The 18,627-nt window shown below is 48.8% G+C and carries 37 protein-coding genes and 2 tRNA genes; all 39 read left to right on the top strand.

Translation table 11 applies throughout. The features are described from left to right. Positions 1-3 precede the first annotated feature (3 nt). Positions 4-264, top strand: a complete 261-nt coding sequence (locus tag FVF72_RS02085) for a 50S ribosomal protein L23 (RefSeq protein WP_013295315.1) — start codon at positions 4-6, stop codon at positions 262-264. Between the two features lie 21 nt (positions 265-285). After that, a complete protein-coding gene (locus FVF72_RS02080) occupies positions 286-1,011 on the top strand; it encodes a 50S ribosomal protein L2 (RefSeq protein WP_048174788.1) in 726 nt (241 codons plus the stop codon). Positions 1,012-1,028: 17 nt separating this feature from the next. After that, a complete protein-coding gene (gene rpsS / locus FVF72_RS02075) occupies positions 1,029-1,439 on the top strand; it encodes a 30S ribosomal protein S19 (RefSeq protein ID WP_048174789.1) in 411 nt (136 codons plus the stop codon). 12 nt (positions 1,440-1,451) lie between these two features. Then, positions 1,452-1,913, top strand: a complete 462-nt coding sequence (gene rplV / locus FVF72_RS02070; protein WP_048174791.1) for a 50S ribosomal protein L22 — start codon at positions 1,452-1,454, stop codon at positions 1,911-1,913. A 3-nt stretch (positions 1,914-1,916) separates the two neighbouring features. After that, entirely contained in the window at positions 1,917-2,708 is a 792-nt protein-coding gene (locus FVF72_RS02065) for a 30S ribosomal protein S3 (RefSeq protein ID WP_147671058.1), read from the top strand. A gap of 46 nt (positions 2,709-2,754) precedes the next feature. Then, positions 2,755-2,949, top strand: coding sequence for a 50S ribosomal protein L29 (rpmC, locus tag FVF72_RS02060; protein WP_013295320.1), 195 nt, complete (start codon positions 2,755-2,757; stop codon positions 2,947-2,949). A gap of 12 nt (positions 2,950-2,961) precedes the next feature. Next, entirely contained in the window at positions 2,962-3,267 is a 306-nt protein-coding gene (yciH, locus tag FVF72_RS02055; RefSeq protein ID WP_147671057.1) for a stress response translation initiation inhibitor YciH, read from the top strand. Between the two features lie 9 nt (positions 3,268-3,276). Then, positions 3,277-3,558, top strand: a complete 282-nt coding sequence (rnp1, locus tag FVF72_RS02050; RefSeq protein WP_013295321.1) for a ribonuclease P protein component 1 — start codon at positions 3,277-3,279, stop codon at positions 3,556-3,558. A 10-nt stretch (positions 3,559-3,568) separates the two neighbouring features. Then, on the top strand, positions 3,569-3,889 hold the full coding sequence (locus tag FVF72_RS02045) for a 30S ribosomal protein S17 (RefSeq protein WP_010875654.1): 321 nt from the start codon (positions 3,569-3,571) through the stop codon (positions 3,887-3,889). A gap of 1 nt (position 3,890) precedes the next feature. Then, a complete protein-coding gene (locus FVF72_RS02040) occupies positions 3,891-4,289 on the top strand; it encodes a 50S ribosomal protein L14 (protein ID WP_013295322.1) in 399 nt (132 codons plus the stop codon). Positions 4,290-4,298: 9 nt separating this feature from the next. Continuing rightward, the gene (gene rplX, locus FVF72_RS02035) at positions 4,299-4,652 is read left to right on the top strand and encodes a 50S ribosomal protein L24 (protein WP_013295323.1); all 354 of its coding nucleotides are present in this window, start codon (positions 4,299-4,301) and stop codon (positions 4,650-4,652) included. A gap of 2 nt (positions 4,653-4,654) precedes the next feature. Further along, positions 4,655-5,383: a 30S ribosomal protein S4e gene (locus FVF72_RS02030; RefSeq protein WP_013295324.1), complete on the top strand. Its 729-nt coding sequence runs from the start codon at positions 4,655-4,657 to the stop codon at positions 5,381-5,383. After that, positions 5,384-5,890, top strand: coding sequence for a 50S ribosomal protein L5 (locus FVF72_RS02025; RefSeq protein WP_147671056.1), 507 nt, complete (start codon positions 5,384-5,386; stop codon positions 5,888-5,890). Positions 5,891-5,892: 2 nt separating this feature from the next. Further along, positions 5,893-6,045, top strand: a complete 153-nt coding sequence (locus FVF72_RS02020) for a 30S ribosomal protein S14 (protein WP_010875659.1) — start codon at positions 5,893-5,895, stop codon at positions 6,043-6,045. Positions 6,046-6,059: 14 nt separating this feature from the next. Further along, positions 6,060-6,452 carry a 30S ribosomal protein S8 gene (locus FVF72_RS02015; protein ID WP_013295327.1) on the top strand — a complete coding sequence of 131 codons (393 nt, stop codon included), beginning with the start codon at positions 6,060-6,062 and terminating at the stop codon, positions 6,450-6,452. A gap of 8 nt (positions 6,453-6,460) precedes the next feature. Continuing rightward, on the top strand, positions 6,461-6,994 hold the full coding sequence (locus tag FVF72_RS02010) for a 50S ribosomal protein L6 (protein WP_147671055.1): 534 nt from the start codon (positions 6,461-6,463) through the stop codon (positions 6,992-6,994). Positions 6,995-7,007: 13 nt separating this feature from the next. Next, entirely contained in the window at positions 7,008-7,334 is a 327-nt protein-coding gene (locus FVF72_RS02005) for a 50S ribosomal protein L32e (protein ID WP_147671054.1), read from the top strand. Positions 7,335-7,442: 108 nt separating this feature from the next. Then, positions 7,443-7,889, top strand: a complete 447-nt coding sequence (locus tag FVF72_RS02000) for a 50S ribosomal protein L19e (RefSeq protein ID WP_013295330.1) — start codon at positions 7,443-7,445, stop codon at positions 7,887-7,889. Between the two features lie 11 nt (positions 7,890-7,900). After that, positions 7,901-8,479: a 50S ribosomal protein L18 gene (locus tag FVF72_RS01995; protein ID WP_048174813.1), complete on the top strand. Its 579-nt coding sequence runs from the start codon at positions 7,901-7,903 to the stop codon at positions 8,477-8,479. 2 nt (positions 8,480-8,481) lie between these two features. Further along, positions 8,482-9,126 carry a 30S ribosomal protein S5 gene (gene rpsE / locus FVF72_RS01990; RefSeq protein ID WP_013295332.1) on the top strand — a complete coding sequence of 215 codons (645 nt, stop codon included), beginning with the start codon at positions 8,482-8,484 and terminating at the stop codon, positions 9,124-9,126. Positions 9,127-9,138: 12 nt separating this feature from the next. Beyond that, the gene (gene rpmD, locus FVF72_RS01985) at positions 9,139-9,597 is read left to right on the top strand and encodes a 50S ribosomal protein L30 (protein ID WP_048174815.1); all 459 of its coding nucleotides are present in this window, start codon (positions 9,139-9,141) and stop codon (positions 9,595-9,597) included. Positions 9,598-9,612: 15 nt separating this feature from the next. Continuing rightward, a complete protein-coding gene (locus FVF72_RS01980) occupies positions 9,613-10,053 on the top strand; it encodes an uL15m family ribosomal protein (RefSeq protein ID WP_048174818.1) in 441 nt (146 codons plus the stop codon). Positions 10,054-10,070: 17 nt separating this feature from the next. Then, positions 10,071-11,441 carry a preprotein translocase subunit SecY gene (gene secY, locus FVF72_RS01975; protein WP_083772482.1) on the top strand — a complete coding sequence of 457 codons (1,371 nt, stop codon included), beginning with the start codon at positions 10,071-10,073 and terminating at the stop codon, positions 11,439-11,441. A gap of 30 nt (positions 11,442-11,471) precedes the next feature. Then, positions 11,472-12,029 carry an adenylate kinase gene (locus tag FVF72_RS01970; RefSeq protein ID WP_048174823.1) on the top strand — a complete coding sequence of 186 codons (558 nt, stop codon included), beginning with the start codon at positions 11,472-11,474 and terminating at the stop codon, positions 12,027-12,029. An 18-nt stretch (positions 12,030-12,047) separates the two neighbouring features. Next, on the top strand, positions 12,048-12,614 hold the full coding sequence (locus tag FVF72_RS01965) for an EMC3/TMCO1 family protein (protein WP_048174825.1): 567 nt from the start codon (positions 12,048-12,050) through the stop codon (positions 12,612-12,614). An 18-nt stretch (positions 12,615-12,632) separates the two neighbouring features. Continuing rightward, positions 12,633-12,899, top strand: a complete 267-nt coding sequence (locus FVF72_RS01960) for a 50S ribosomal protein L34e (RefSeq protein WP_013295338.1) — start codon at positions 12,633-12,635, stop codon at positions 12,897-12,899. Further along, positions 12,899-13,417: a (d)CMP kinase gene (gene cmk, locus FVF72_RS01955; RefSeq protein ID WP_048174828.1), complete on the top strand. Its 519-nt coding sequence runs from the start codon at positions 12,899-12,901 to the stop codon at positions 13,415-13,417. Before FVF72_RS01960 ends, cmk begins: the two co-directional genes overlap by 1 nt. After that, a complete protein-coding gene (locus FVF72_RS01950) occupies positions 13,417-13,644 on the top strand; it encodes a 50S ribosomal protein L14e (protein WP_048174831.1) in 228 nt (75 codons plus the stop codon). The genes cmk and FVF72_RS01950 overlap by 1 nt, the downstream gene beginning before the upstream one ends. A 30-nt stretch (positions 13,645-13,674) precedes the next feature. Next, positions 13,675-14,643 carry an RNA-guided pseudouridylation complex pseudouridine synthase subunit Cbf5 gene (locus FVF72_RS01945; protein WP_048174833.1) on the top strand — a complete coding sequence of 323 codons (969 nt, stop codon included), beginning with the start codon at positions 13,675-13,677 and terminating at the stop codon, positions 14,641-14,643. Between the two features lie 49 nt (positions 14,644-14,692). Next, positions 14,693-14,777: transfer RNA gene (locus tag FVF72_RS01940), tRNA-Ser, on the top strand. An 89-nt stretch (positions 14,778-14,866) separates the two neighbouring features. Further along, positions 14,867-15,316 carry a 30S ribosomal protein S13 gene (locus FVF72_RS01935; RefSeq protein ID WP_048174835.1) on the top strand — a complete coding sequence of 150 codons (450 nt, stop codon included), beginning with the start codon at positions 14,867-14,869 and terminating at the stop codon, positions 15,314-15,316. A 16-nt stretch (positions 15,317-15,332) separates the two neighbouring features. Continuing rightward, the gene (gene rpsD / locus FVF72_RS01930; RefSeq protein WP_048174837.1) at positions 15,333-15,848 is read left to right on the top strand and encodes a 30S ribosomal protein S4; all 516 of its coding nucleotides are present in this window, start codon (positions 15,333-15,335) and stop codon (positions 15,846-15,848) included. A 17-nt stretch (positions 15,849-15,865) separates the two neighbouring features. Next, on the top strand, positions 15,866-16,258 hold the full coding sequence (locus tag FVF72_RS01925; protein WP_013295344.1) for a 30S ribosomal protein S11: 393 nt from the start codon (positions 15,866-15,868) through the stop codon (positions 16,256-16,258). Position 16,259: 1 nt separating this feature from the next. Beyond that, entirely contained in the window at positions 16,260-17,054 is a 795-nt protein-coding gene (locus FVF72_RS01920; protein ID WP_048174839.1) for a DNA-directed RNA polymerase subunit D, read from the top strand. Between the two features lie 3 nt (positions 17,055-17,057). Then, positions 17,058-17,423, top strand: coding sequence for a 50S ribosomal protein L18e (locus tag FVF72_RS01915; protein ID WP_048174842.1), 366 nt, complete (start codon positions 17,058-17,060; stop codon positions 17,421-17,423). 9 nt (positions 17,424-17,432) lie between these two features. Continuing rightward, positions 17,433-17,855 (top strand): 50S ribosomal protein L13, encoded by a 423-nt coding sequence (locus tag FVF72_RS01910; RefSeq protein WP_048174844.1) that lies wholly within the window; start codon positions 17,433-17,435, stop codon positions 17,853-17,855. 16 nt (positions 17,856-17,871) lie between these two features. Beyond that, positions 17,872-18,273, top strand: a complete 402-nt coding sequence (locus tag FVF72_RS01905; protein WP_048174846.1) for a 30S ribosomal protein S9 — start codon at positions 17,872-17,874, stop codon at positions 18,271-18,273. A 59-nt stretch (positions 18,274-18,332) separates the two neighbouring features. Beyond that, positions 18,333-18,500 carry a DNA-directed RNA polymerase subunit N gene (locus FVF72_RS01900; RefSeq protein WP_084126074.1) on the top strand — a complete coding sequence of 56 codons (168 nt, stop codon included), beginning with the start codon at positions 18,333-18,335 and terminating at the stop codon, positions 18,498-18,500. Next, a tRNA-Pro gene (locus FVF72_RS01895) sits at positions 18,501-18,623 on the top strand. The last annotated feature ends 4 nt before the right edge of the window (positions 18,624-18,627 follow it).

Raw genomic sequence — 18,627 nt, 5'->3', positions numbered from 1 at the left:
ATTATGGATCCATATGCTGTTATCATGAAACCACATGTCACAGAAAAGAGCATGAACCTTATAGACCAGAACAACGAGCTGGCATTTGTGGTTATGAGAAAAAGCACAAAAAAGGATGTCAGAAGGGCGTTCGAGGAACTCTTTGCAGTTAAGGTTGAGAGGGTTAACACCCAGGTAACCCCAGGGGGCCAGAAGATTGCCTACATAAAACTGGCAAAGGAACACAGTGCAGAGGATATAGCTGTTAAACTGGGAGTATTCTAAAATAATGAGGAGGATATTCAGATGGGAAAAAGGTTAATATCACAGAGGAGAGGAAGGGGAACTCCCACCTACAGAAGTGCATCCCACCGCTTCAGGGGCAAAATAAAATACCGTGCATACGACTCCCTTGAAAGTGAAGGATGTCTAAGGGGAAAGGTCGTTGACATAATGCACGACCCTGGAAGGACAGCCCCTGTGGCCCTTGTGAAATTTGAAAACGGTGAGAAAAACCTCATCCTCGCACCAGAGGCTCTAATGCTTGATGAGGAGGTTGAGTGCGGGGCAAAGGCAAAGGTCAAACCTGGAAACTCACTCCCACTCAGTGAGATTCCAGAGGGGACACCCATATACAACATTGAAAACAGACCCGGAGACGGAGGGAAACTGGTGAGGTCCTCCGGTACCTATGCTTCTCTAATCACCCATGATGCTGACAAGGCGGTTATTGAACTCCCATCAGGTGAACTCAAGGCACTCAACCCACAGTGCCGTGCAACCGTCGGTGTCGTTGCTGGAGGAGGAAGAAGGGAGAAACCATTCCTCAAGGCAGGTAAGAAGTACCATGCCCTCAGGGCCAAGGGTAAGAAGTCAGTTACAGTCAGGGGTGTTGCAATGAACGCAGTTGACCACCCACACGGTGGTGGAAACAGACAGCACCCGGGCAGGCCAACAACTGTCTCAAGGCATGCTCCTCCAGGAAGGAAGGTTGGTTCAATAGCTGCCAGAAGAACAGGGAAAAGGAGATAAAAGAAGGAGGTGACCTATTGGCACGTAAAGAATTTAAGTATCGCGGCTACACCTTGGAAGAACTGCAGGAGATGCCACTTGACGATGTAATCAAGTTGTTCCCATCAAGGCAGAGAAGATCCCTCAAGAGGGGATTCCTACCAAGGCAGAAGAAGGTACTTGAGAAGATAAGGAAGATAAAAAAAGAGGGAAAGACTGAGGGAAGACCACCGGTCATCAGGACACACTGCAGGGACATGGTAGTGCTGCCTGAGATGGTGGGGATGACCTTTGGCATCCACAACGGAAACGAATTTGTGGAGGTCACAATACAGCCAGAAATGATCGGCTGCTACTTCGGTGAATTTGCACCTACAAGGAAGAAGGTTGAGCACGGAGATCCCGGTATGGGAGCTACAAGATCCTCAATGTTCGTGCCTCTTAAATAAGGAGACTGGAAAATGGCTAAGGTTAAATACGCTTATAAAGAGGAAGACAGGTCAAGAACAGCCAGGGCTTCAGCGACTCACCTCAAGATTTCACCAAAGCACGCTGTGGAGATATGCAGGGAGATCCGGGGAATGGAACTCGAGAAAGCCAAAAGATACCTTGAAGAGGTTATCAGGATGGAGAGGCCGGTGGCATTCAGAAGATACAACCGGAAGGTCGGCCACAGGAGGGGCCTCAGCGGATGGGCCAGTGGCCGGTACCCTGTTAAGGCAGCAGGCCAGATACTGAAGGTCCTTGAAAATGCCGAGGCCAATGCCGAGTACAAGGGACTCGACACCGAGAAACTCAGAATAGTCCACATATCCAGCCACCGTGGGCCAGTTATAAGGGGCTGGATTCCAAGGGCCTTTGGAAGGGCTACACCATTCAACACACCAACAACACACGTTCAGATAGTTCTGGGGGAGGCATAGATTTTGATAGAGAAAGATTTTGTCGTTGAAGGGCTCAGAAGGACAAGGATAGACGAATACCTTGAAAAGGAACTTGAAAGGGCAGGCTACGGTGGCATGGATGTTCAGGTCACCCCTATGGGTACAATGGTTGTCGTCTACGCTGAAAGGCCAGGTATGGTAATTGGACGTGGCGGTAAGACGGTGAGGGCCATTACCCAGAAACTCAAAAGCAAGTTCAACCTTGAAAACCCCCAGGTTGAGGTCAAGGAGGTTGATGTGCCTGAACTCAACCCCCGCATAATGGCCCACAAGATAGCCGCCATGCTCCAGAGGGGCATGCACTTCAGAAGGGTTGCATACACCACAATGAGGAGGATCATGGCTGCAGGTGCCCAGGGTGTTGAGGTTACCATCTCAGGTAAGATAAGGGGTGCCCGTTCAGCCACGGCCAAATTCACAGACGGCTACATAAAGAAGTGCGGCGAACCCTCAACCAAACACGTCAAGGAAGGATTCGCAACAGTGCAGCTCAAACCAGGTGTTCTGGGGGTATACGTCCGCATAATGCCTCCCGAGGTTGTACTTCCAGACAAGGTTGAAATAGAGGCTCCTAAAGTAACTGAAACTCCCTCAGAAGAACCTGCAGAACAGGTTGAATCCGTTGAGGAGATTGAGGATCTTGAAGAGATTGAGGATCTCGAGGAGATAGAGGAGATTGAGGATCTTGAAGAGGTCGAGGACCTCGAGGAAGACCTTGAATCAGCGGAAGAAACAGAGAAAGAGGACACAGATGGTGAAGAATCTGAAAAGTAATATATATGGACAGATTCATATCAGTGAATAATAGAAAGGGATTGAAATGGCGATACTTAGGAGCGAAGAGATAAGGGAAATGGATAGGGAGGAACTCCAGAAGAAGCTGGATGAACTCAAGGCAGAATACGCCAGATACATTTCCAAGAGCGCTGCTGCCGGGATCCATGAAAACCCCGGCAAGATGAGGGAAATCCGAAGAACAATAGCCCGTGTTCTCACCATCATGAATGAAAAATAGAAGGAGAAATAAATGAAAATCTGCGATGTTTGCGGTCTTCCGGAGGAACTTTGCGTCTGTGAGGAAATAGCACGCGAAGTTCAGACATTAAAGGTATACACAGTGAGGCGAAGATTCGGTAAAGTGATGACCATCATAGAGGGCATCGATGAACACGATATTGACATAAAGGAGCTCACAAAGATACTGAAGGCAAGATGTGCCTGTGGAGGTACTGCCAAGAAAGGCCAGATAGAACTTCAGGGGGACCATAAGAAGAGGGTCAAGGAAGTTCTAGCGGAGATGGGCTTTTCATCAGACACGATAGAGATAAGGTAGGGGTTTACATTGATAACCCCCCGTAACATTTTCAGACATGAGCTTATTGGCCTTTCTGTGAGAATAGCCAGGAGTGTTCACAGGGACATTCAGGGAATATCGGGAAGAGTCGTGGATGAAACCAGGAACACCCTTAAAATTGAGCTGGAGGATGGCAGGGAGATAACGGTTCCAAAGGGAATAGCCGTCTTCCATTTCAGAACACCAGAGGGTGAAGTGGTTGAGATTGATGGTGGAGCTCTGGTAGCTCGTCCTGAGGAGAGAATAAAGAAGAAATTTAGAAAACCATAGTGGTGATAGAATGGTCGGCATTGATGTTCCAGAACCTAAATCTAAATGTAGTGATCCTAACTGTCCTTTCCACGGGGACCTCCCATTGAGGGGTCAGATACTGGAAGGAACTGTCGTCAGTGACAAGGCAGAAAGGACAGTAACCGTTGAAAGGAGTTTCTACAAATTTATACGCAAATATGAGAGATACGAAAAGAGAAAATCCAAGATAAAGGCTCACAAACCTGACTGCATAGATGTCAGGGTAGGGGACACAGTGAAAATTGCTGAATGCAGACCCCTCAGCAAGACTAAGAACTTTGTAGTGGTCGAGGTGAAGGGGGAAGAGTAAGATGAAGGCAATAGCATCCAAGGTTACAAGGGCTTTACCTGTAGGGGCCAGACTCCAGTGTGTTGACAACACAGGCGCAAGGGAAGTTGAGATAATCTCTGTCAGAGGATACAAGGGTGTTCGCAGGAGGCTCGCAGCAGCCGGTGTTGGCGACATGGTCGTGGTCTCTGTGAAGAAGGGAACAGTGGACATGAGGAGGGAAGTCCTCAACGCTGTTGTTGTGAGACAGAAAAAGGAATACAGAAGACCTGACGGATTGAGGGTGAAATTCGAGGATAACGCTGCAGTTATAGTGAGCCCAGAGGGAGTCCTCAAGGGTTCAGAGATAAGGGGTCCTGTTGCAAAGGAAGCAGCAGACAGGTGGCCCAGCGTGGGAAGTGCAGCCAGCATAATAGTATAGGGTGATAGAATGTCAAAACAACCCAGAAAGCAGAGGAAATACATTTATGAAGCACCATTACACGCTCGTCGCAAAATGATGAGCGCAGCCCTAAGCAGGGAACTCAGGGAGGAATACGGTAGAAGGTCCCTGCCAGTGAGGAAGGGAGATAAGGTTGAGGTTCTCCGCGGTGACTTCAAGGGACACGAGGGTAAGGTCGAGAAGGTGGACCTCAAGAGGTACAGGGTCTACGTTGAGGGCGCCACAATACAGAAGGTGGACGGAACCTCAGTTTACTTCCCGATACACCCCTCAAACATCAGGATAATTGACCTCAACCTTGACGATGAGAAGAGAATGAAAATATTAGAACGGAAGGGATAAACATGGCGATAATGGCATCAAGAAAGCACCTTAAACGTTTCAGATCACCAAGTCACTGGCCCATTCATCCCAAGGAATACAAGTGGACCGTAAAGCCATCCCCGGGTCCCCATGCAATTGAGGCATCATTACCTCTGATGATTATTGTGAGGGACATCCTTGGGGTTGCAGACAATGCAAGGGAAGCCAGGAAGATCATAAACAGTGGTGAGGTCCTGGTGGACGGAAGGCCAAGGAAGAACTACAAATTCCCTGTTGGGTTCATGGACGTTGTGAGCATACCCCGCACAGGTGAGGTCTACAGGGTTCTCCCTGATGAAAGGGGAAGGCTGGTCTTACATCCCATTGGTGAGGAGAACGCGGGCTTCAAGCTCTGCAAGATAGTTAACAAGACAACCATCAGGGGCGGGAAAACCCAGCTCAACCTCCATGACGGCCGCAACTACCTCTCAGAGGACGAGTTCCGCGTGGGGGATGTTGTGAAGCTGGCGGTGCCTGAACAGGAAATCCTTGAGAGGATACCCTTTGAGAAGGGCAGCCTTGGCCTTGTAACAGGGGGCCGCCACACAGGTGAAATTGGAAGAATCAAGAAGATAAACATAACCAGGTCATCAATGCCAAACACAGCGGTCATTGAGACCGAAGCAGGGAAGACATTCCTCACACTCAAGGATTACGTGTTTGTCATTGGAAAGGACGAGTCAGTGATCTCACTTCCAGGAGGTAAATAGATGAACCCCATGGAGGAAGTAAGGATATTCAAGGTCACCCTTAACATAGGTGTCGGTGAAGGGGGTGAAAGGCTTGCAAGGGCTGAAAGGCTTCTTGAGGAGATGACAGGCCAGAAGCCTGTGAGGACCCACTCAAAGGTCACAAACCCCGAGTTTGGTATAAGGAAAAAGCAGCCCATCGCATGCAAGGTCACCCTCCGCGGTGAAAGGGCCGAAAGGGTACTCGGAATGTTCCTTGAGGGAATAGGGAACAGATTGAAGGCCAGCCAGTTTGATGAATACGGTAATGTTTCAATGGGTATCGAGGAACACATCGACATACCTGGAATGAAGTACGACCCTGAGATAGGGATATTCGGTATGAACCTTTCTGTAACCTTTGAGAAGCCAGGTCACAGGATAAGCAGACGAAGGATACAGCGCAAAAAGGTTCCTGAAAAGCACAGGGTCAGCCGTGAAGAGGCAATTGACTTCATGAAGGAAAAATTCCAGGTTAAAATAGTCTGAAGGTGATTGTTTTGCCAAGGAAATATGGAAAGGCATCAAGGAAATGTTCAAGATGCGGGGATCACTCTGCCCTGGTCAGAAGATATGGATTAATGCTCTGCAGGCAGTGCTTCAGGGAACTCGCACCTAAAATCGGGTTTAAAAAGTACAACTGAAAGAGGTGTTTACTGTGACTCTTATGGATCCTCTCGCAAACGCCCTGACCAACATAAGGAACAATGAGATAAGGGGTAATGTCAAGTGCAGGATAACCCCTGCATCAAAGCTCATAGGGCGCGTGCTGAGAACAATGCAGAAGGAAGGCTACATCGGGGAATTCGAATACGTTGACGACGGCAGGGCCGGAAAATTCATCGTTGAACTTGAAGGAAACATAAACCAGTGTGGGGTTATAAAACCCAGGCACGCTGTTAAGAAGGACGAATTCGAAAAATTTGAGAAAAGATATCTGCCAGCTAAGAACTTCGGGATAATAATCGTATCAACCCCTGAGGGAATAATGACCCATAAAGAGGCCAAGGACAGGGGTATCGGCGGTAGACTGCTGGCTTACGTCTACTAGGTGATAACATGGTTCTAGCAGCTATGATCCGGGAAGAAATACCCATCCCTGAGGATGTTAACGTCACCATCGATGGTGAAGTTAAGGTTAAGGGTCCAAAGGGTGAACTCTCCCGAAAATTTAACCACTCAGAGATATCAATGGCCGTTGAAGACGATAAGGTGGTCCTTGAGGTTAAATTCCCAAAGAAAAAGGACAAGGCAATGATAGGGACAGTTAAAGCCCATATAAACAACATGATAAGGGGTGTCACCGAGGGATTCACCTACCGCATGAAAATAGTATACGCCCACTTTCCAATGAGTGTGAAGGTGGCAGGGGATAAGGTTTTAATAGAGAACTTCCTCGGGGAACGCCACCCAAGGACCGCAAGGATCGTTGGAGATACAGAGGTCCAGGTTAAGGGCGACGAGGTTGAAGTAACAGGTATCAACAAGGAACACGTGGGACAGACAATGGCGAACCTTGAACAGGCCACCAGGATTAAGGGAAGGGACCCAAGGGTTTTCCAGGACGGCATATACCTTGTGAGCAAGGAGTAGGGATGGTGATTCGATGAGGAAAAAATTTAAACGACAGGAATACGCCCGATACAAAAAACTGGGGGAAAAATGGAGGAGGCCCAGGGGTAAAACAAGCAAAATGAGAAGATATGAAAAGGGCAAACCTGCAATGCCTGCAATTGGCTACAGGAGGCCAAGGGACCAGAGGGGTCTCCACCCATCAGGATATGAGGACATCCTTGTTTCCAGCATGAGGGAACTTGAGGAACTGGACCCTGAAAGACAGGCTGCAAGGATAGCATCAACTGTGGGTGCCAGGAAGAAGACACTCATGCTTGAAAAGGCAAGGGAACTTGGCATAAAAGTTCTGAATCCATAATATGGGGCTGGAAGGGGCCTTATTTTCCAGTCCAGGGAAAACACTTTAAGGGGATGCCCGATTTTTCGGGTCTATCAGCAAATTGCTGAACACAAGGAGGTTTCTTGAATGAATCTTACTACTCAGAAAAGATTAGCTGCAGACATACTGAAAGTAGGGGTTAACAGGATATGGATTGACCCTGAGAGGATCGACGAGGTCTCAAGGGCAATAACCAGGGACGGTGTAAAGCAGCTAATAAAGGACGGCGCAATAAAGGCTAAACCAAAAAAGGGCATAAGCAGTTACAGGTCAAAAAAGATAGCCCAGCAGAAAAAGAAGGGAAGAAGAAGAGGACCTGGAAGCATAAAAGGTGCTAAGGGCGCCAGAAAGCCAAGGAAAGAGGAATGGATGACAACGATAAGGGCTCTGAGGAAGGACCTCAGGGAGATGAGGGACAACCGTGAAATAAACAAGAGCACCTATCGTAAACTCTACAAGATGGCAAAGGGCGGAGCCTTCAAGAGCAAATCTTACATGAAAACCTATGCCCGGGACCACGACATGCTCAGATAGGAGGGATCTGATTGGCACATGGACCAAGATACAAGATGGCATTTAGAAGACGAAGGGAAGGTAAAACTGATTACCGGGCCCGCTATAAGATGGTGGAAACAGGCAAATCAAGGCTTGTTGTCAGAATAACCACATATCATGTTATTGCACAGATAATCAATGTGGGAATGGATGGTGACGAAACACTGGTCTCAGCCCACTCAAAACAGCTCCAGAAAATGGGATGGCTTGGAGGTACAAGCAATACGGCGGCAGCATACCTGACAGGGTACCTCTGCGGTAAAAGGGCTCTGAAGGCAGGTATAGATGAAGCGGTCCTTGATATAGGACTCAGACCTGCCATAAGGGGTTCAAAGGTATTCGCAGCACTTAAAGGGGCTGTTGACGCAGGGCTCAAAGTACCACACGGGGAATCAGTACTTCCCGACGAATCAAGGATAAGGGGCGAACACATAAAGGAGTATGCAGAATCCCTTGACGAGGAAGAACGCAAAAAGAGGTTTTCAAGGTACCTTGAGAGGGGTCTTTCCCCTGAGGACCTGCCTGAACACTTTGAAGAAATAAAAAACAGGATAGATGAAGAGGTATGATTATGAACTTCAACATGGAGGAATGGGAGCCAAGGACCAACCTTGGACGCCTTGTGAAGGAGGGTGTCATAACAAGTATCGATGAGATCTTTGAAGAGGGACACCCGATAATGGAACTTGAGATAATCGATGCACTGCTTCCTGACCTCGAGGAGGAGGTCATTGACGTTAACCTTGTCCAGAGGATGCACAAATCAGGAAGGAAGGTCAACTTCAGGGTCATAGTTGCAGTGGGCAACAAGGACGGATATGTTGGACTCGGACAGGGCAAGGCCAGAGAGGTTGGACCTGCAATCAGGAAGGCAGTTGACGATGCAAAATTCAACCTTATAAAGGTCAGAAGAGGCTGCGGTGACTGGGGATGTGTCTGTGGAAGGGAACACACGGTACCATTCAAGGTCTCAGGTAAGAGTGGAAGTGTCCGCGTAACCCTCATACCAGCACCTGGTGGTGTTGGACTTGCAATAGGTGACGTTGGCAAGACCATAATGAGGCTTGCAGGTATAGATGATGTCTGGTCACATACACGTGGACAGACACAGACCACAGTCAACTTTGCCAGGGCAACCTTCGATGCCCTCAAACAGCTGAGCAAGGTAAAGGCAAGCGAAAAGGACCTTAAAAACCTGGGTGTTTGCAGTACCTGAAGGTGATTCCATATGTTCGCAGTAGTAAGGGTAAGGGGATCAGCGGGTGTCCGAAGGGACATAGCTGACACCATGGAGATGTTAAGACTCAACAGAATAAACCACGCAGTACTGGTTGAGGACACACCCAGCTACCTTGGCATGCTCCAGAAGGCCAAGGACTACATAACATGGGGTGAAATTGACCAGGAAACCCTGACAGCCATGATAACCAAGAGGGCAAGAATCATCGGAGGGGAAAGGTTAACCGATGAATACATAAAGGAAAACACAGAGTATGATTCAGTGGAAGAATTTGCAGGGGCTGTATTCAGGGGTGAGGTTAAACTTGAGGATGCAGGAATAAAACCTGTGTTCAGGTTACACCCTCCAAGAAAGGGATATGAGGCCATAAAAAAGGCCTTCAATGAGGGTGGAAGCCTCGGATACCGTGGTGAGAAGATAAATGACCTCTTGAAGAGGATGATCTAGCGGAGGGAATTACTCATGATCAGAAAAAGACGAAAGATCACAAGGATGAGGGGCTCACGCACCGTCGGTGGAGGATGCTCCAAGAAGAGAAGGGGAGCAGGTCACCGTGGCGGTAGAGGACAGGCCGGTGGACACAAACACCACTGGACATGGATCGTCAAGTACGACCCAAAACACTTCGGAAAGTACGGTTTCAAAAGGCCCCAGAAACTCATAAAGAGACTGGAAACAGTTAACCTTGCATACATCGACGAAAGGATTCCTGAACTCCTTGAGAAGGGAATCGCATCCGAAGAGGACGGAATGGTGGTGCTGGATGTAAGGGACCTTGGTTTCGAAAAGGTCCTTGGAAGCGGAAGGATCACACGACCCGTCCACATTAAGGCCCTCGAGTTCTCTGAGAGTGCAGTTGAGAAGATCACAGAGGCCGGAGGAAAGGCTGAACTGATAGAGTAAACCAGCATTGACAAGGAGTGGAGCAGTTGAAGGAAAAATTTGAGCCCATATTCTCAGTCCTGCCACAGGTTAAATCACCTGGCTACAGAGTACCATTCAGGGAGAAACTCAAATGGACAGGCATAATCCTTGTCCTCTATTTCTTCCTGGCCCAGATACCACTCTACGGTTTAAGCCCTAGGGCTGTGGACCAGTTCGCCCAGCTGAGGGCTGTTCTTGCAGGAAACTTCGGTTCAATACTCACACTGGGTATAGGACCCATTGTGTCAGCATCAATCATACTCCAGCTTCTGGTTGGAGGTAAGATACTGAAACTGGACCTCTCGAAGCATGAGGATAAGGCCTTTTTCCAGGGACTGCAGAAACTCCTTGCCATCGTATTCACCTTCTTTGAGGCACTGATATTTGTACTGACAGGGTCACTGGCACCATCAGCCCCCCAGTTTGTCTGGATACTCATACTGCAGCTCACAATTGGAGGAATACTCATAATATTCCTCGATGAGGTTGTATCCAAATGGGGCTTTGGTAGCGGTGTTGGACTTTTCATTGCAGCAGGCGTATCCCAGGAGATAATTGTGGGTGCCTTCAACCCCCTCTCTGCACCCACGCAGCCAGGGGTACCCGCCGGTAGAATAACAGGTTTCCTCTACCTCCTCTTCACAGGGCAGAGTCCTGATTTCCAGTACTACGTCCTGCCTGTACTGGCCCTCATTGGAGTTTTCCTCGTCGTTGTCTATGCCGAGAGTATGAGGGTGGAGATACCCATATCCATGGGAGGGGGTAAGAGGCTCTCAAGGGGCGCTGTCGGAAAGTATCCCCTGCGTTTCATATACGCCAGTAACATGCCGGTTATACTGACAAGCGCACTCCTCCTGAATGTTCAGTTAATGGCGAACGTATTCCAGAAACTTGGCTACCCCATACTTGGTACTGTAAGCAATGGGCAGGCGGTTGATGGGCTCGCATATCTTCTCACGGCTCCACGCTCAATCGACGCCATCATACTGGACCCATTCAAGGTACTGTTCTATGCGGTTGTATTCATAGGGCTCTGTATCCTCTTTGCCTGGCTCTGGGTTGAGATAAGTAACATAGGTCCAAAGCATGTTGCAAAACAGCTTTACCAGATGGGTATGCAGATTCCTGGTTTCAGGAGCAGCAGGGGGCAGTTCGAGAAGATACTGAAACGCTACATACCCACGATAACGATCCTGGGAGGGGCATTTGTCGGGCTCCTCGCATTCGTGGCTGACCTGACGGGTTCTCTTGGAGGAGGTACCGGTGTCCTTCTAACGGTGGGTATAGTTTACAGGCTCTATGAGGAGATTGCCCAGGAGCAGCTGATGGATATGCACCCCATACTCAGAAGCTTCCTGGGTGATTAGGATAATCTTTTAATCCATGGGAGTGGTACAATGAAGGTTGTTGTAGTTGCAGGTATACCCGGTTCAGGAAGCACGACGGTCCTTGAGAACACCCTCAGGGATCTTGACTACCTCAATGTGAATTACGGGGATGTGATGCTTGAAATAGCCCGTGAAAGGGGCCTTGTTGAAAACAGGGACCAGATGAGAACCCTTGAACCGGGTGTTCAGAAGGAGATACAGAGGGCGGCTGCGAAAAGTATAAGAGAAAGGTCACGGGAAAATAATATAATCGTCGACACACACTGCACCATAAAGACGCCTGCTGGTTTTCTGCCAGGTCTTCCAGTATGGGTTCTTGAGGAACTGGAACCTGACATGTTTGTGCTTGTGGAGGCTGATCCAGAGGAGATCTTCACAAGAAGAATTAGTGATACTTCCAGGAACAGGGATATGGAATCCCTTCAGGAGATCGACCTCCATCAGCAGATGAACAGGGCAGCTGCAATGGCCTATGCCACACTCACAGGCGCAACGGTTAAGATTGTTAAAAACCACAACAACCAGCTTGAGTCTGCAGTCAGTGAGATGAAGAACATTCTGGAGTAAGATAAAGAGGAAACAAAAATGGTGCTTGAAGTCGTATACGGGGCGCTGAACGCTGTATTCGGCCCATTCATTGCAATGGACCCGAATCCACAGAACCCCATCCTCACGGTCTTCCTGATATCAGCAATAGTGGCCTTTATCATAACACTGGCAAACAAGTTGCTTGTGGACCAGGAAAGGCTCGAAGAACTTAAAGCTGAAATGCAGGAATTCCAGCAGGAGATGATGGAGGCAAGAAAGAAGAATGACATGCAGGCGCTGGAGGAGATCCAGAAAAAACAGATGGAGTTCATGGACAAACAGCGCGAAATGATGACCATGTCATTCAAGCCAATGATAGTCACTTTCGTGCCAATAATCCTTGTCTTCTACTGGATGGGACAGGAACCACACATAGTCAAGACACTGGTGATACTGCCCCAGGTTGCATACTATGTACTCCTTGTCCCGCTGTGGCACATGTTCTATGGCATGCCCCCAAACGCCCCATCCTATGCCATAGGATGGCTTGGCTGGTACATCTTATGCTCCTTTGCCATGTCCCAGATATTCAGAAAGTTCATGGGACTTAAAGGTGGAATGTAACGTTATGGAGAGATTGAAATGCCAGAGTTAAGATACAGATCCAGATCATATAAGAGAATCTTCAAGAGAACTCCTGGAGGAAGGACGGTTATACATTACCGCAGAAAGAAACCATCAAAGCATGTATGTGCTGGCTGCGGAAAGCCACTCCATGGTGTTCCAAGAGGAAGACCCTATGAGATAAGAAAACTCTCAAAGTCCAAGAAGAGACCCAACAGACCATACGGTGGTTACTACTGTTCAAGCTGCGCACGCAAAGTCTTTAAGAAAGAGGCAAGGTCATAATGATCATAACCATCGGTGGTCTGGCCGGTACTGGCACAACAACTGTTGCCAGGATTCTGTCTGAGAGGACAGGGATACCCTGTGTATCTGCAGGTGATGTGTTCAGGCAGATGGCTGCTGAGAGGAAACTTGACATACTGGAGTTCAGCAAACTTGCAGAGGAGAATCCAGAGATAGACATGGAGATCGACAGGAGACAGGCCAGGCTTGCAGATGAACATGAGGACCTCATACTTGAGGGAAGGCTCTCTGCACACTTTGCAAGGGCGGATCTGAAGGTCCTGCTGATGGCACCCTTTGATGTGAGGGCTCAGCGAATAAGTGTCCGGGAATCCAAGGACCTGGAGACGGTCAGGGATGAGATCCGGATACGTGAGGCCAGTGAAGCCCAGAGGTACAGGGAGATTCACGGTATAGATGTGGATGACCTTGAGGTATATGACATTGTGATAAACACCAGCCATTTTGACGCTGAAGGCGTGGCTGAAATCATACTAAAAGTTACCGAGGTGATTTAATGGCAGCAATAGAAGTTGGAAGAGTATGTGTGAAAACCGCAGGTAGAGAAGCCGGTGAAAAATGCGTGATACTTGATATCATCGACAAAAACTTCGTTGAGGTTGTTGGTGTCAATGTTAAGAACAGGAGGTGCAACATAGGACACCTTGAACCAACAGAGAAGAAGATAGAGATCAAATCCGATGATATCGAGGAAATAAAGAAGGAACTTGAAGCCCTTGAATAAACCCACCTCTTATTTTTGCAGGTATCCCTCATGGCAGAATTCATGGAGTTAAAGGAGTCACGCACGGACCCTTCATATGGGTGTCCTCCTCACGAGAGGGACATTGAGACCCACATATCCCACGGCGTTGTTAACCTTGATAAACCCTCAGGTCCCACCTCCCACCAGGTGGATGCTTGGGTTCGGGACATGCTACACGCAGAGAAGGTGGGGCATGGGGGCACACTGGACCCGAAGGTCACAGGTGTTCTGCCCCTGGGTATAAACAGGGCAACAAGGGTCATGCAGCTTCTCCTTGAGGCCCCCAAGGAATACGTATGCCTCATGAGGGTTCACAGGGAGGTGGATGAGGACAGGATAAGGGAGGTGCTAGGGGAATTCCAGGGAAAGATCTTCCAGATACCTCCCCTCAAGTCAGCTGTTAAAAGGGAGCTCCGTGTAAGGACAATCTACGATGTGAGTATACTGGAAATTGATGGTAAGGATGTTCTCTTCAGGATAGCCTGTGAGGCAGGGACCTACGTGAGGAAGTACTGCCATGATGTGGGCGAGGCCCTTGGTACAGGGGCCCACATGGCTGAACTCAGACGAACACGTGTGGGACCCTTCACAGAGGAGGGCCTGGTAACACTCCACGACCTCAAGGACGCCTACCAGTTCTGGGTTGAGGATGGGGATGAGGGATTCCTGCGTGAATGCATCCTCCCCATGGAGTTTGCAGTATCCCATCTCCCCCGTGCCGTCATCCTTGACTCTGCAGTTGATGCAGTATGCCATGGCGCTGACCTTGCACGTGGAGGTATAGCTGGCCTGGATGATAACATAAGGAAGGGCGACACGGTTGCGGTGATGACCCTCAAGGGGGAACTTGTGGCCGTTGGTGAGGCGCTGATGCCGTCCCTTGATATTGTGGCCGCAGACAGCGGCCTTGTGATTGAGACAGAGAAGGTCTTCATGAGGCCCGGGACCTACCCCCGGATGTGGCGCCGGTCCCCATAGCAATACTTAAATAGGCTTCAGTCCATACACTTAAAATGATACATCATATGCCGGGATAGCCTAGCCAGGTAAGGCGCAAGACTGGAAATCTTGTGGAGCTTTGCTCCTCCTGGGTTCAAATCCCAGTCCCGGCGTCGGTTAAAGCAACAATGTTGCACCTACGACTGTTATCTGGAATTCGCAACCCCCGTCCCGCGAATTCACTCTTACTGGAGGTTAATGAATGGAAGAAGAATTCAAACATATGGTTCGTATTGCCAGAAAGGACATTGATGGTAATAAGACCATGGAAAATGCCCTTACAAGTATAAAGGGCGTTGGAAAGGCTCTTTCAAGGGCAATAATCATGTCAGCAGGATACGATCTTAACCAGAGGATAGGTTACCTTTCAGATGATGAAATAGAAAGGCTTGAAGAGGCCATAAAGAACCCTGCAAAGTACAACATCCCATCATGGATGATCAACAGGCGTAACGATTACGAGACAGGCGAGGACAAGCACCTCATAGAGTCAGACCTTGACATGTGCCTCAGAGAGGACCTCAACCGCATGAGGAAAACAAGAAGTTACAAGGGAAGAAGACACGAACTTGGACTACCTGTCAGGGGACAGAGGACAAAGTCCACATTCAGGAAGGGCTCCTCAGTTGGTGTGAGAAGGAGGAAAAGGTAGATAAGGAGAGGTTAAAATGGGACACCCACGTAAGGCAAGAAAAAAATATGATACTCCACCTCACCCATGGAACGCTGAAAGAATAAAGGAAGAAAACAGGCTTGTGGCAAAGTACGGCCTCAAGAACAAGAAGGAAGTCTGGAAAGCAGAAACAATGGTGAGGAGATACAGGAGGGATGCAAGGTACCTCCTTGGTATATCCGGTGAACACACAAAGAAGGAGAGGGAACAGCTCCTGGGACACCTTGTGAGGACAGGAATACTCAATGAGGGCGCAAACCTTGAGGACGTCCTTGACCTCACAGTGGAAGACGTGCTCAGGAGGAGACTCCAGACACTGGTTCACAAGAGGGGACTCGCAAGGACGGTGAACGAGGCCAGACAGATGGTGGTTCACGGCCACATAGCCCTCGACGGCAGGAAAATCGACGCCCCGGGATACATAGTCAAAAGGGGAGAAGAGGACAAAATAGGATTCTACCCATCATCCCCAATGAAAAAACAGATCGAAGCAGCCCAGGACGCTGAATAAATTCAGGGAGAGATAAAATGGCTGAAAAGGAAAAATGGGGAATTGCAAATATTTACTCATCATTCAACAACACAATAATCACCATTACAGACATAACCGGTGCGGAGACCATCACCCAGTGGTCCGGTGGTAAGGTTGTGAGGGCTGACCGTCAGGAGTCATCACCATTCGCTGCAATGGAGGCTGCAACAAGGGCGGCTGATGATGCAAAGGAGAAGGGTATCGTCGGCCTGCACATCAAGGTGAGGGCTCCAGGTGGAAACGGCCCAAGAACACCGGGACCTGGTGCACAGGCAGCCATAAGGGCCCTTGCAAGGGCAGGAATGAAGATAGGCAAAATTGAGGATGTAACTCCCATACCTCATGATGGCACAGGAAGACCTGGAGGTAAGAGGGGAAGAAGGGTCTAAAATGGATATTGCTCTTAAGGAAAAAACTGATACCGAAATGGTCTTTGTGGTCACTGGCGTAACCGTTCCCTTCATAAACGCCATAAGGAGGATCTGCATGATGGAGGTCCCCAAACTGGCAATTGAGTACGTTAACATGTACAGGAACGACGCCAGGATGTTTGATGAGGTGCTTGCCCACAGGCTTGGACTGGTACCCCTCAAAGCTGACCCTGAATTCATTGAGGGCCTGAAAATGCCTGAGGAGTGTGGCTGTGATGAATACTGCTCTGAATGCAGTGTATCTTTCACACTCAAAAAGAAGGGTCCCGGCGTAATCTACTCCAGGGATCTTCTATCAGAGACACCTGCAGTCAAACCTGTATATTCTGATATACCCCTTGTGAAGCTGGGGGATGAGGATGAGCTTGAACTGGAGGCTGTTGCACAGCTCGGTGTGGGAAGGGATCATGCCAAGTGGGAGCCTACAACAGCATGTGCATACAAGTACTATCCAATGATAACATTCACAGAGGAATGCGATGAGTGCCTTGAATGTGTGGATGCATGTCCAAGGGGAGTTCTTGGAGGGGAATCAGGGAAACCCCAGGTACTTGATGTTGAAAACTGTTCAATGTGCAAGAGCTGTGTGAGGGCATGTGATAAAGGGGCCATAATTGTGGGATATGAGGAAGGCAAGTTCATATTCAGGATAGAGACCGACGGATCAGTTGACCCTAAGGATGTCCTTCTTAGGGCATGTGACATCCTCAGAGACAAGGCAGAAAGGGTAATAACATTTTGTGAAGGAGGCTAAGCCATGGCTAGGAAGATTACCAAGACAAATCCCAATCTCATAAAACTCATACGCAACCTCAGAAAGAAATCATCCCAGGAGGGCGCGGCGATCTGGAAGGACGTTGCAAGGAGGCTCGAAAGACCCACAAGGAACAGGGCCGCGGTTAACATTTCCAAGATAAACAGGTACACAGATGAAAATGAAACGGTCATCGTACCTGGAAAGGTCCTTGGAAGCGGGAGACTTGACCACAAGGTTCAGGTTGTCGCCCTATCATTTTCACAGACAGCCAGGGATAAGATAGAGGGCGCTGGTGGAGAGTGCCTGACACTCGGAAAGATCGTTGAAGAAAATCCAGCCATAAAGAACATCAGGATAATAGAATAGGTGTTGCTCATGATCATCAATGGAGAAGGACATATCCTTGGAAGACTGGCAAGCGTGGTCAGCCAGAAACTCCTGGAAGGGGAGGAAGTGGTTGTCCTCAATGCTGAGAAAATTATAATCACAGGCTCAAAGCAGTGGGCATACAGCAAGTACAAGCAGAGGATTGATAGGGCCAGCATATCAAACCCCCGCCGAATGGGTCCAAAGTACCCGAGAAGACCCGACGACATATTCAGAAGAACCGTGAGGGGAATGCTCCCCTACAGGAAATCAAAGGGCAGAGAGGCCTTCAAGGGCCTGAAAGCATATGTTGGTGTTCCAAGGGAATTCAAGGACGAAGAAATGGTTGAAATACCTGAGGCCAGAGCAGGTAACATAAAGAAGGGAATGGAGCTTGGAGAGATTTCAGAACTTCTGGGCGCTAAATTCTAACTTAGGGAGTGTAATCATGAGGAAGGTTATTCACACAAGCGGCAAAAGGAAAACCGCCATTGCAAGGGGAACCATCAGTGAAGGTAAGGGTAGAGTGAGGATCAATAAGGTGCCTGTGGAACTCTACACCCCTGAACTTGCAAGGCTCAAGATCATGGAACCACTGCAGCTGGCCGGTGATGTTGTTAATGATGTGGACATAAACATCAGGGTCGTTGGAGGCGGAATCGTAGGTCAGGCAGAGGCTGCAAGGATGGTCATAGCCAGGGGCCTTGTGGAATGGACAGGGGACATGGACCTCAAGGAGAAGTTTGTGAGGTACGACAGGACAATGCTTGTAGGGGACCCCAGGCGTTCAGAGCCCAAGAAGTACGGTGGACGCGGCGCCCGTGCAAGGAGACAGAAGAGTTACAGGTAGATCAAGCGATAACTTTATATATTTTTATTTTATAAAATTAAAGAGTAGAATGATTCAGTATGATTCCAGTAAGATGTTTAAGCTGCGGAAAACCTGTATCAGCCTATTTCAAAGAGTATCAGAAAAGAGTGGCTGATGGAGAGGACCCAAAGGCTGTCCTTGATGACCTGGGTCTTAAGAGGTACTGCTGCAGACGAATGTTAATTTCACATGTTGAGACATGGTAGGGGACCGTAGGGTAGCTTGGTCCATCCTCCCAGCCATTGAAGAAGTTTCAGTACTTTTCAACTGGAACGGGGATGGTCAGCACCGGAACGCTGGAGACCCGAGTTCAAATCTCGGCGGTCCCATCAA

It is taken from the genome of Methanothermobacter sp. KEPCO-1 (assembly GCF_008033705.1).
GTDB lineage: Archaea > Methanobacteriota > Methanobacteria > Methanobacteriales > Methanothermobacteraceae > Methanothermobacter > Methanothermobacter marburgensis.
Note: the sequence above shows the minus strand (reverse complement) of the source record. Positions and strands in the feature narration are given on the sequence as shown.

Bases quoted from the DNA above. Each gene is read 5' to 3' on its own strand.
- FVF72_RS02030 (WP_013295324.1), top strand. From the start codon at position 4,655: ATGGCGATAATGGCATCAAGAAAGCACCTTAAACGTTTCAGATCACCA.
- rpsE (WP_013295332.1), top strand. From the start codon at position 8,482: ATGAACTTCAACATGGAGGAATGGGAGCCAAGGACCAACCTTGGACGC.
- FVF72_RS01915 (WP_048174842.1), top strand. From the start codon at position 17,058: ATGGCTAGGAAGATTACCAAGACAAATCCCAATCTCATAAAACTCATA.
- rpmC (WP_013295320.1), top strand. From the start codon at position 2,755: ATGGCGATACTTAGGAGCGAAGAGATAAGGGAAATGGATAGGGAGGAA.
- FVF72_RS02085 (WP_013295315.1), top strand. From the start codon at position 4: ATGGATCCATATGCTGTTATCATGAAACCACATGTCACAGAAAAGAGC.
- FVF72_RS02010 (WP_147671055.1), top strand. From the start codon at position 6,461: ATGGTTCTAGCAGCTATGATCCGGGAAGAAATACCCATCCCTGAGGAT.
- FVF72_RS01935 (WP_048174835.1), top strand. From the start codon at position 14,867: ATGGAAGAAGAATTCAAACATATGGTTCGTATTGCCAGAAAGGACATT.
- cmk (WP_048174828.1), top strand. From the start codon at position 12,899: ATGATCATAACCATCGGTGGTCTGGCCGGTACTGGCACAACAACTGTT.
- FVF72_RS01960 (WP_013295338.1), top strand. From the start codon at position 12,633: ATGCCAGAGTTAAGATACAGATCCAGATCATATAAGAGAATCTTCAAG.
- FVF72_RS02005 (WP_147671054.1), top strand. From the start codon at position 7,008: ATGAGGAAAAAATTTAAACGACAGGAATACGCCCGATACAAAAAACTG.
- rpmD (WP_048174815.1), top strand. From the start codon at position 9,139: ATGTTCGCAGTAGTAAGGGTAAGGGGATCAGCGGGTGTCCGAAGGGAC.
- FVF72_RS02080 (WP_048174788.1), top strand. From the start codon at position 286: ATGGGAAAAAGGTTAATATCACAGAGGAGAGGAAGGGGAACTCCCACC.
- rpsD (WP_048174837.1), top strand. From the start codon at position 15,333: ATGGGACACCCACGTAAGGCAAGAAAAAAATATGATACTCCACCTCAC.
- FVF72_RS01910 (WP_048174844.1), top strand. From the start codon at position 17,433: ATGATCATCAATGGAGAAGGACATATCCTTGGAAGACTGGCAAGCGTG.
- FVF72_RS02045 (WP_010875654.1), top strand. From the start codon at position 3,569: ATGGTCGGCATTGATGTTCCAGAACCTAAATCTAAATGTAGTGATCCT.
- FVF72_RS01925 (WP_013295344.1), top strand. From the start codon at position 15,866: ATGGCTGAAAAGGAAAAATGGGGAATTGCAAATATTTACTCATCATTC.
- rplX (WP_013295323.1), top strand. From the start codon at position 4,299: ATGTCAAAACAACCCAGAAAGCAGAGGAAATACATTTATGAAGCACCA.
- FVF72_RS01980 (WP_048174818.1), top strand. From the start codon at position 9,613: ATGATCAGAAAAAGACGAAAGATCACAAGGATGAGGGGCTCACGCACC.
- FVF72_RS02000 (WP_013295330.1), top strand. From the start codon at position 7,443: ATGAATCTTACTACTCAGAAAAGATTAGCTGCAGACATACTGAAAGTA.
- yciH (WP_147671057.1), top strand. From the start codon at position 2,962: ATGAAAATCTGCGATGTTTGCGGTCTTCCGGAGGAACTTTGCGTCTGT.
- FVF72_RS01965 (WP_048174825.1), top strand. From the start codon at position 12,048: ATGGTGCTTGAAGTCGTATACGGGGCGCTGAACGCTGTATTCGGCCCA.
- FVF72_RS02025 (WP_147671056.1), top strand. From the start codon at position 5,384: ATGAACCCCATGGAGGAAGTAAGGATATTCAAGGTCACCCTTAACATA.
- rplV (WP_048174791.1), top strand. From the start codon at position 1,452: ATGGCTAAGGTTAAATACGCTTATAAAGAGGAAGACAGGTCAAGAACA.
- FVF72_RS01945 (WP_048174833.1), top strand. From the start codon at position 13,675: ATGGCAGAATTCATGGAGTTAAAGGAGTCACGCACGGACCCTTCATAT.
- FVF72_RS02040 (WP_013295322.1), top strand. From the start codon at position 3,891: ATGAAGGCAATAGCATCCAAGGTTACAAGGGCTTTACCTGTAGGGGCC.
- FVF72_RS01920 (WP_048174839.1), top strand. From the start codon at position 16,260: ATGGATATTGCTCTTAAGGAAAAAACTGATACCGAAATGGTCTTTGTG.
- FVF72_RS01900 (WP_084126074.1), top strand. From the start codon at position 18,333: ATGATTCCAGTAAGATGTTTAAGCTGCGGAAAACCTGTATCAGCCTAT.
- FVF72_RS01970 (WP_048174823.1), top strand. From the start codon at position 11,472: ATGAAGGTTGTTGTAGTTGCAGGTATACCCGGTTCAGGAAGCACGACG.
- FVF72_RS01905 (WP_048174846.1), top strand. From the start codon at position 17,872: ATGAGGAAGGTTATTCACACAAGCGGCAAAAGGAAAACCGCCATTGCA.
- FVF72_RS01950 (WP_048174831.1), top strand. From the start codon at position 13,417: ATGGCAGCAATAGAAGTTGGAAGAGTATGTGTGAAAACCGCAGGTAGA.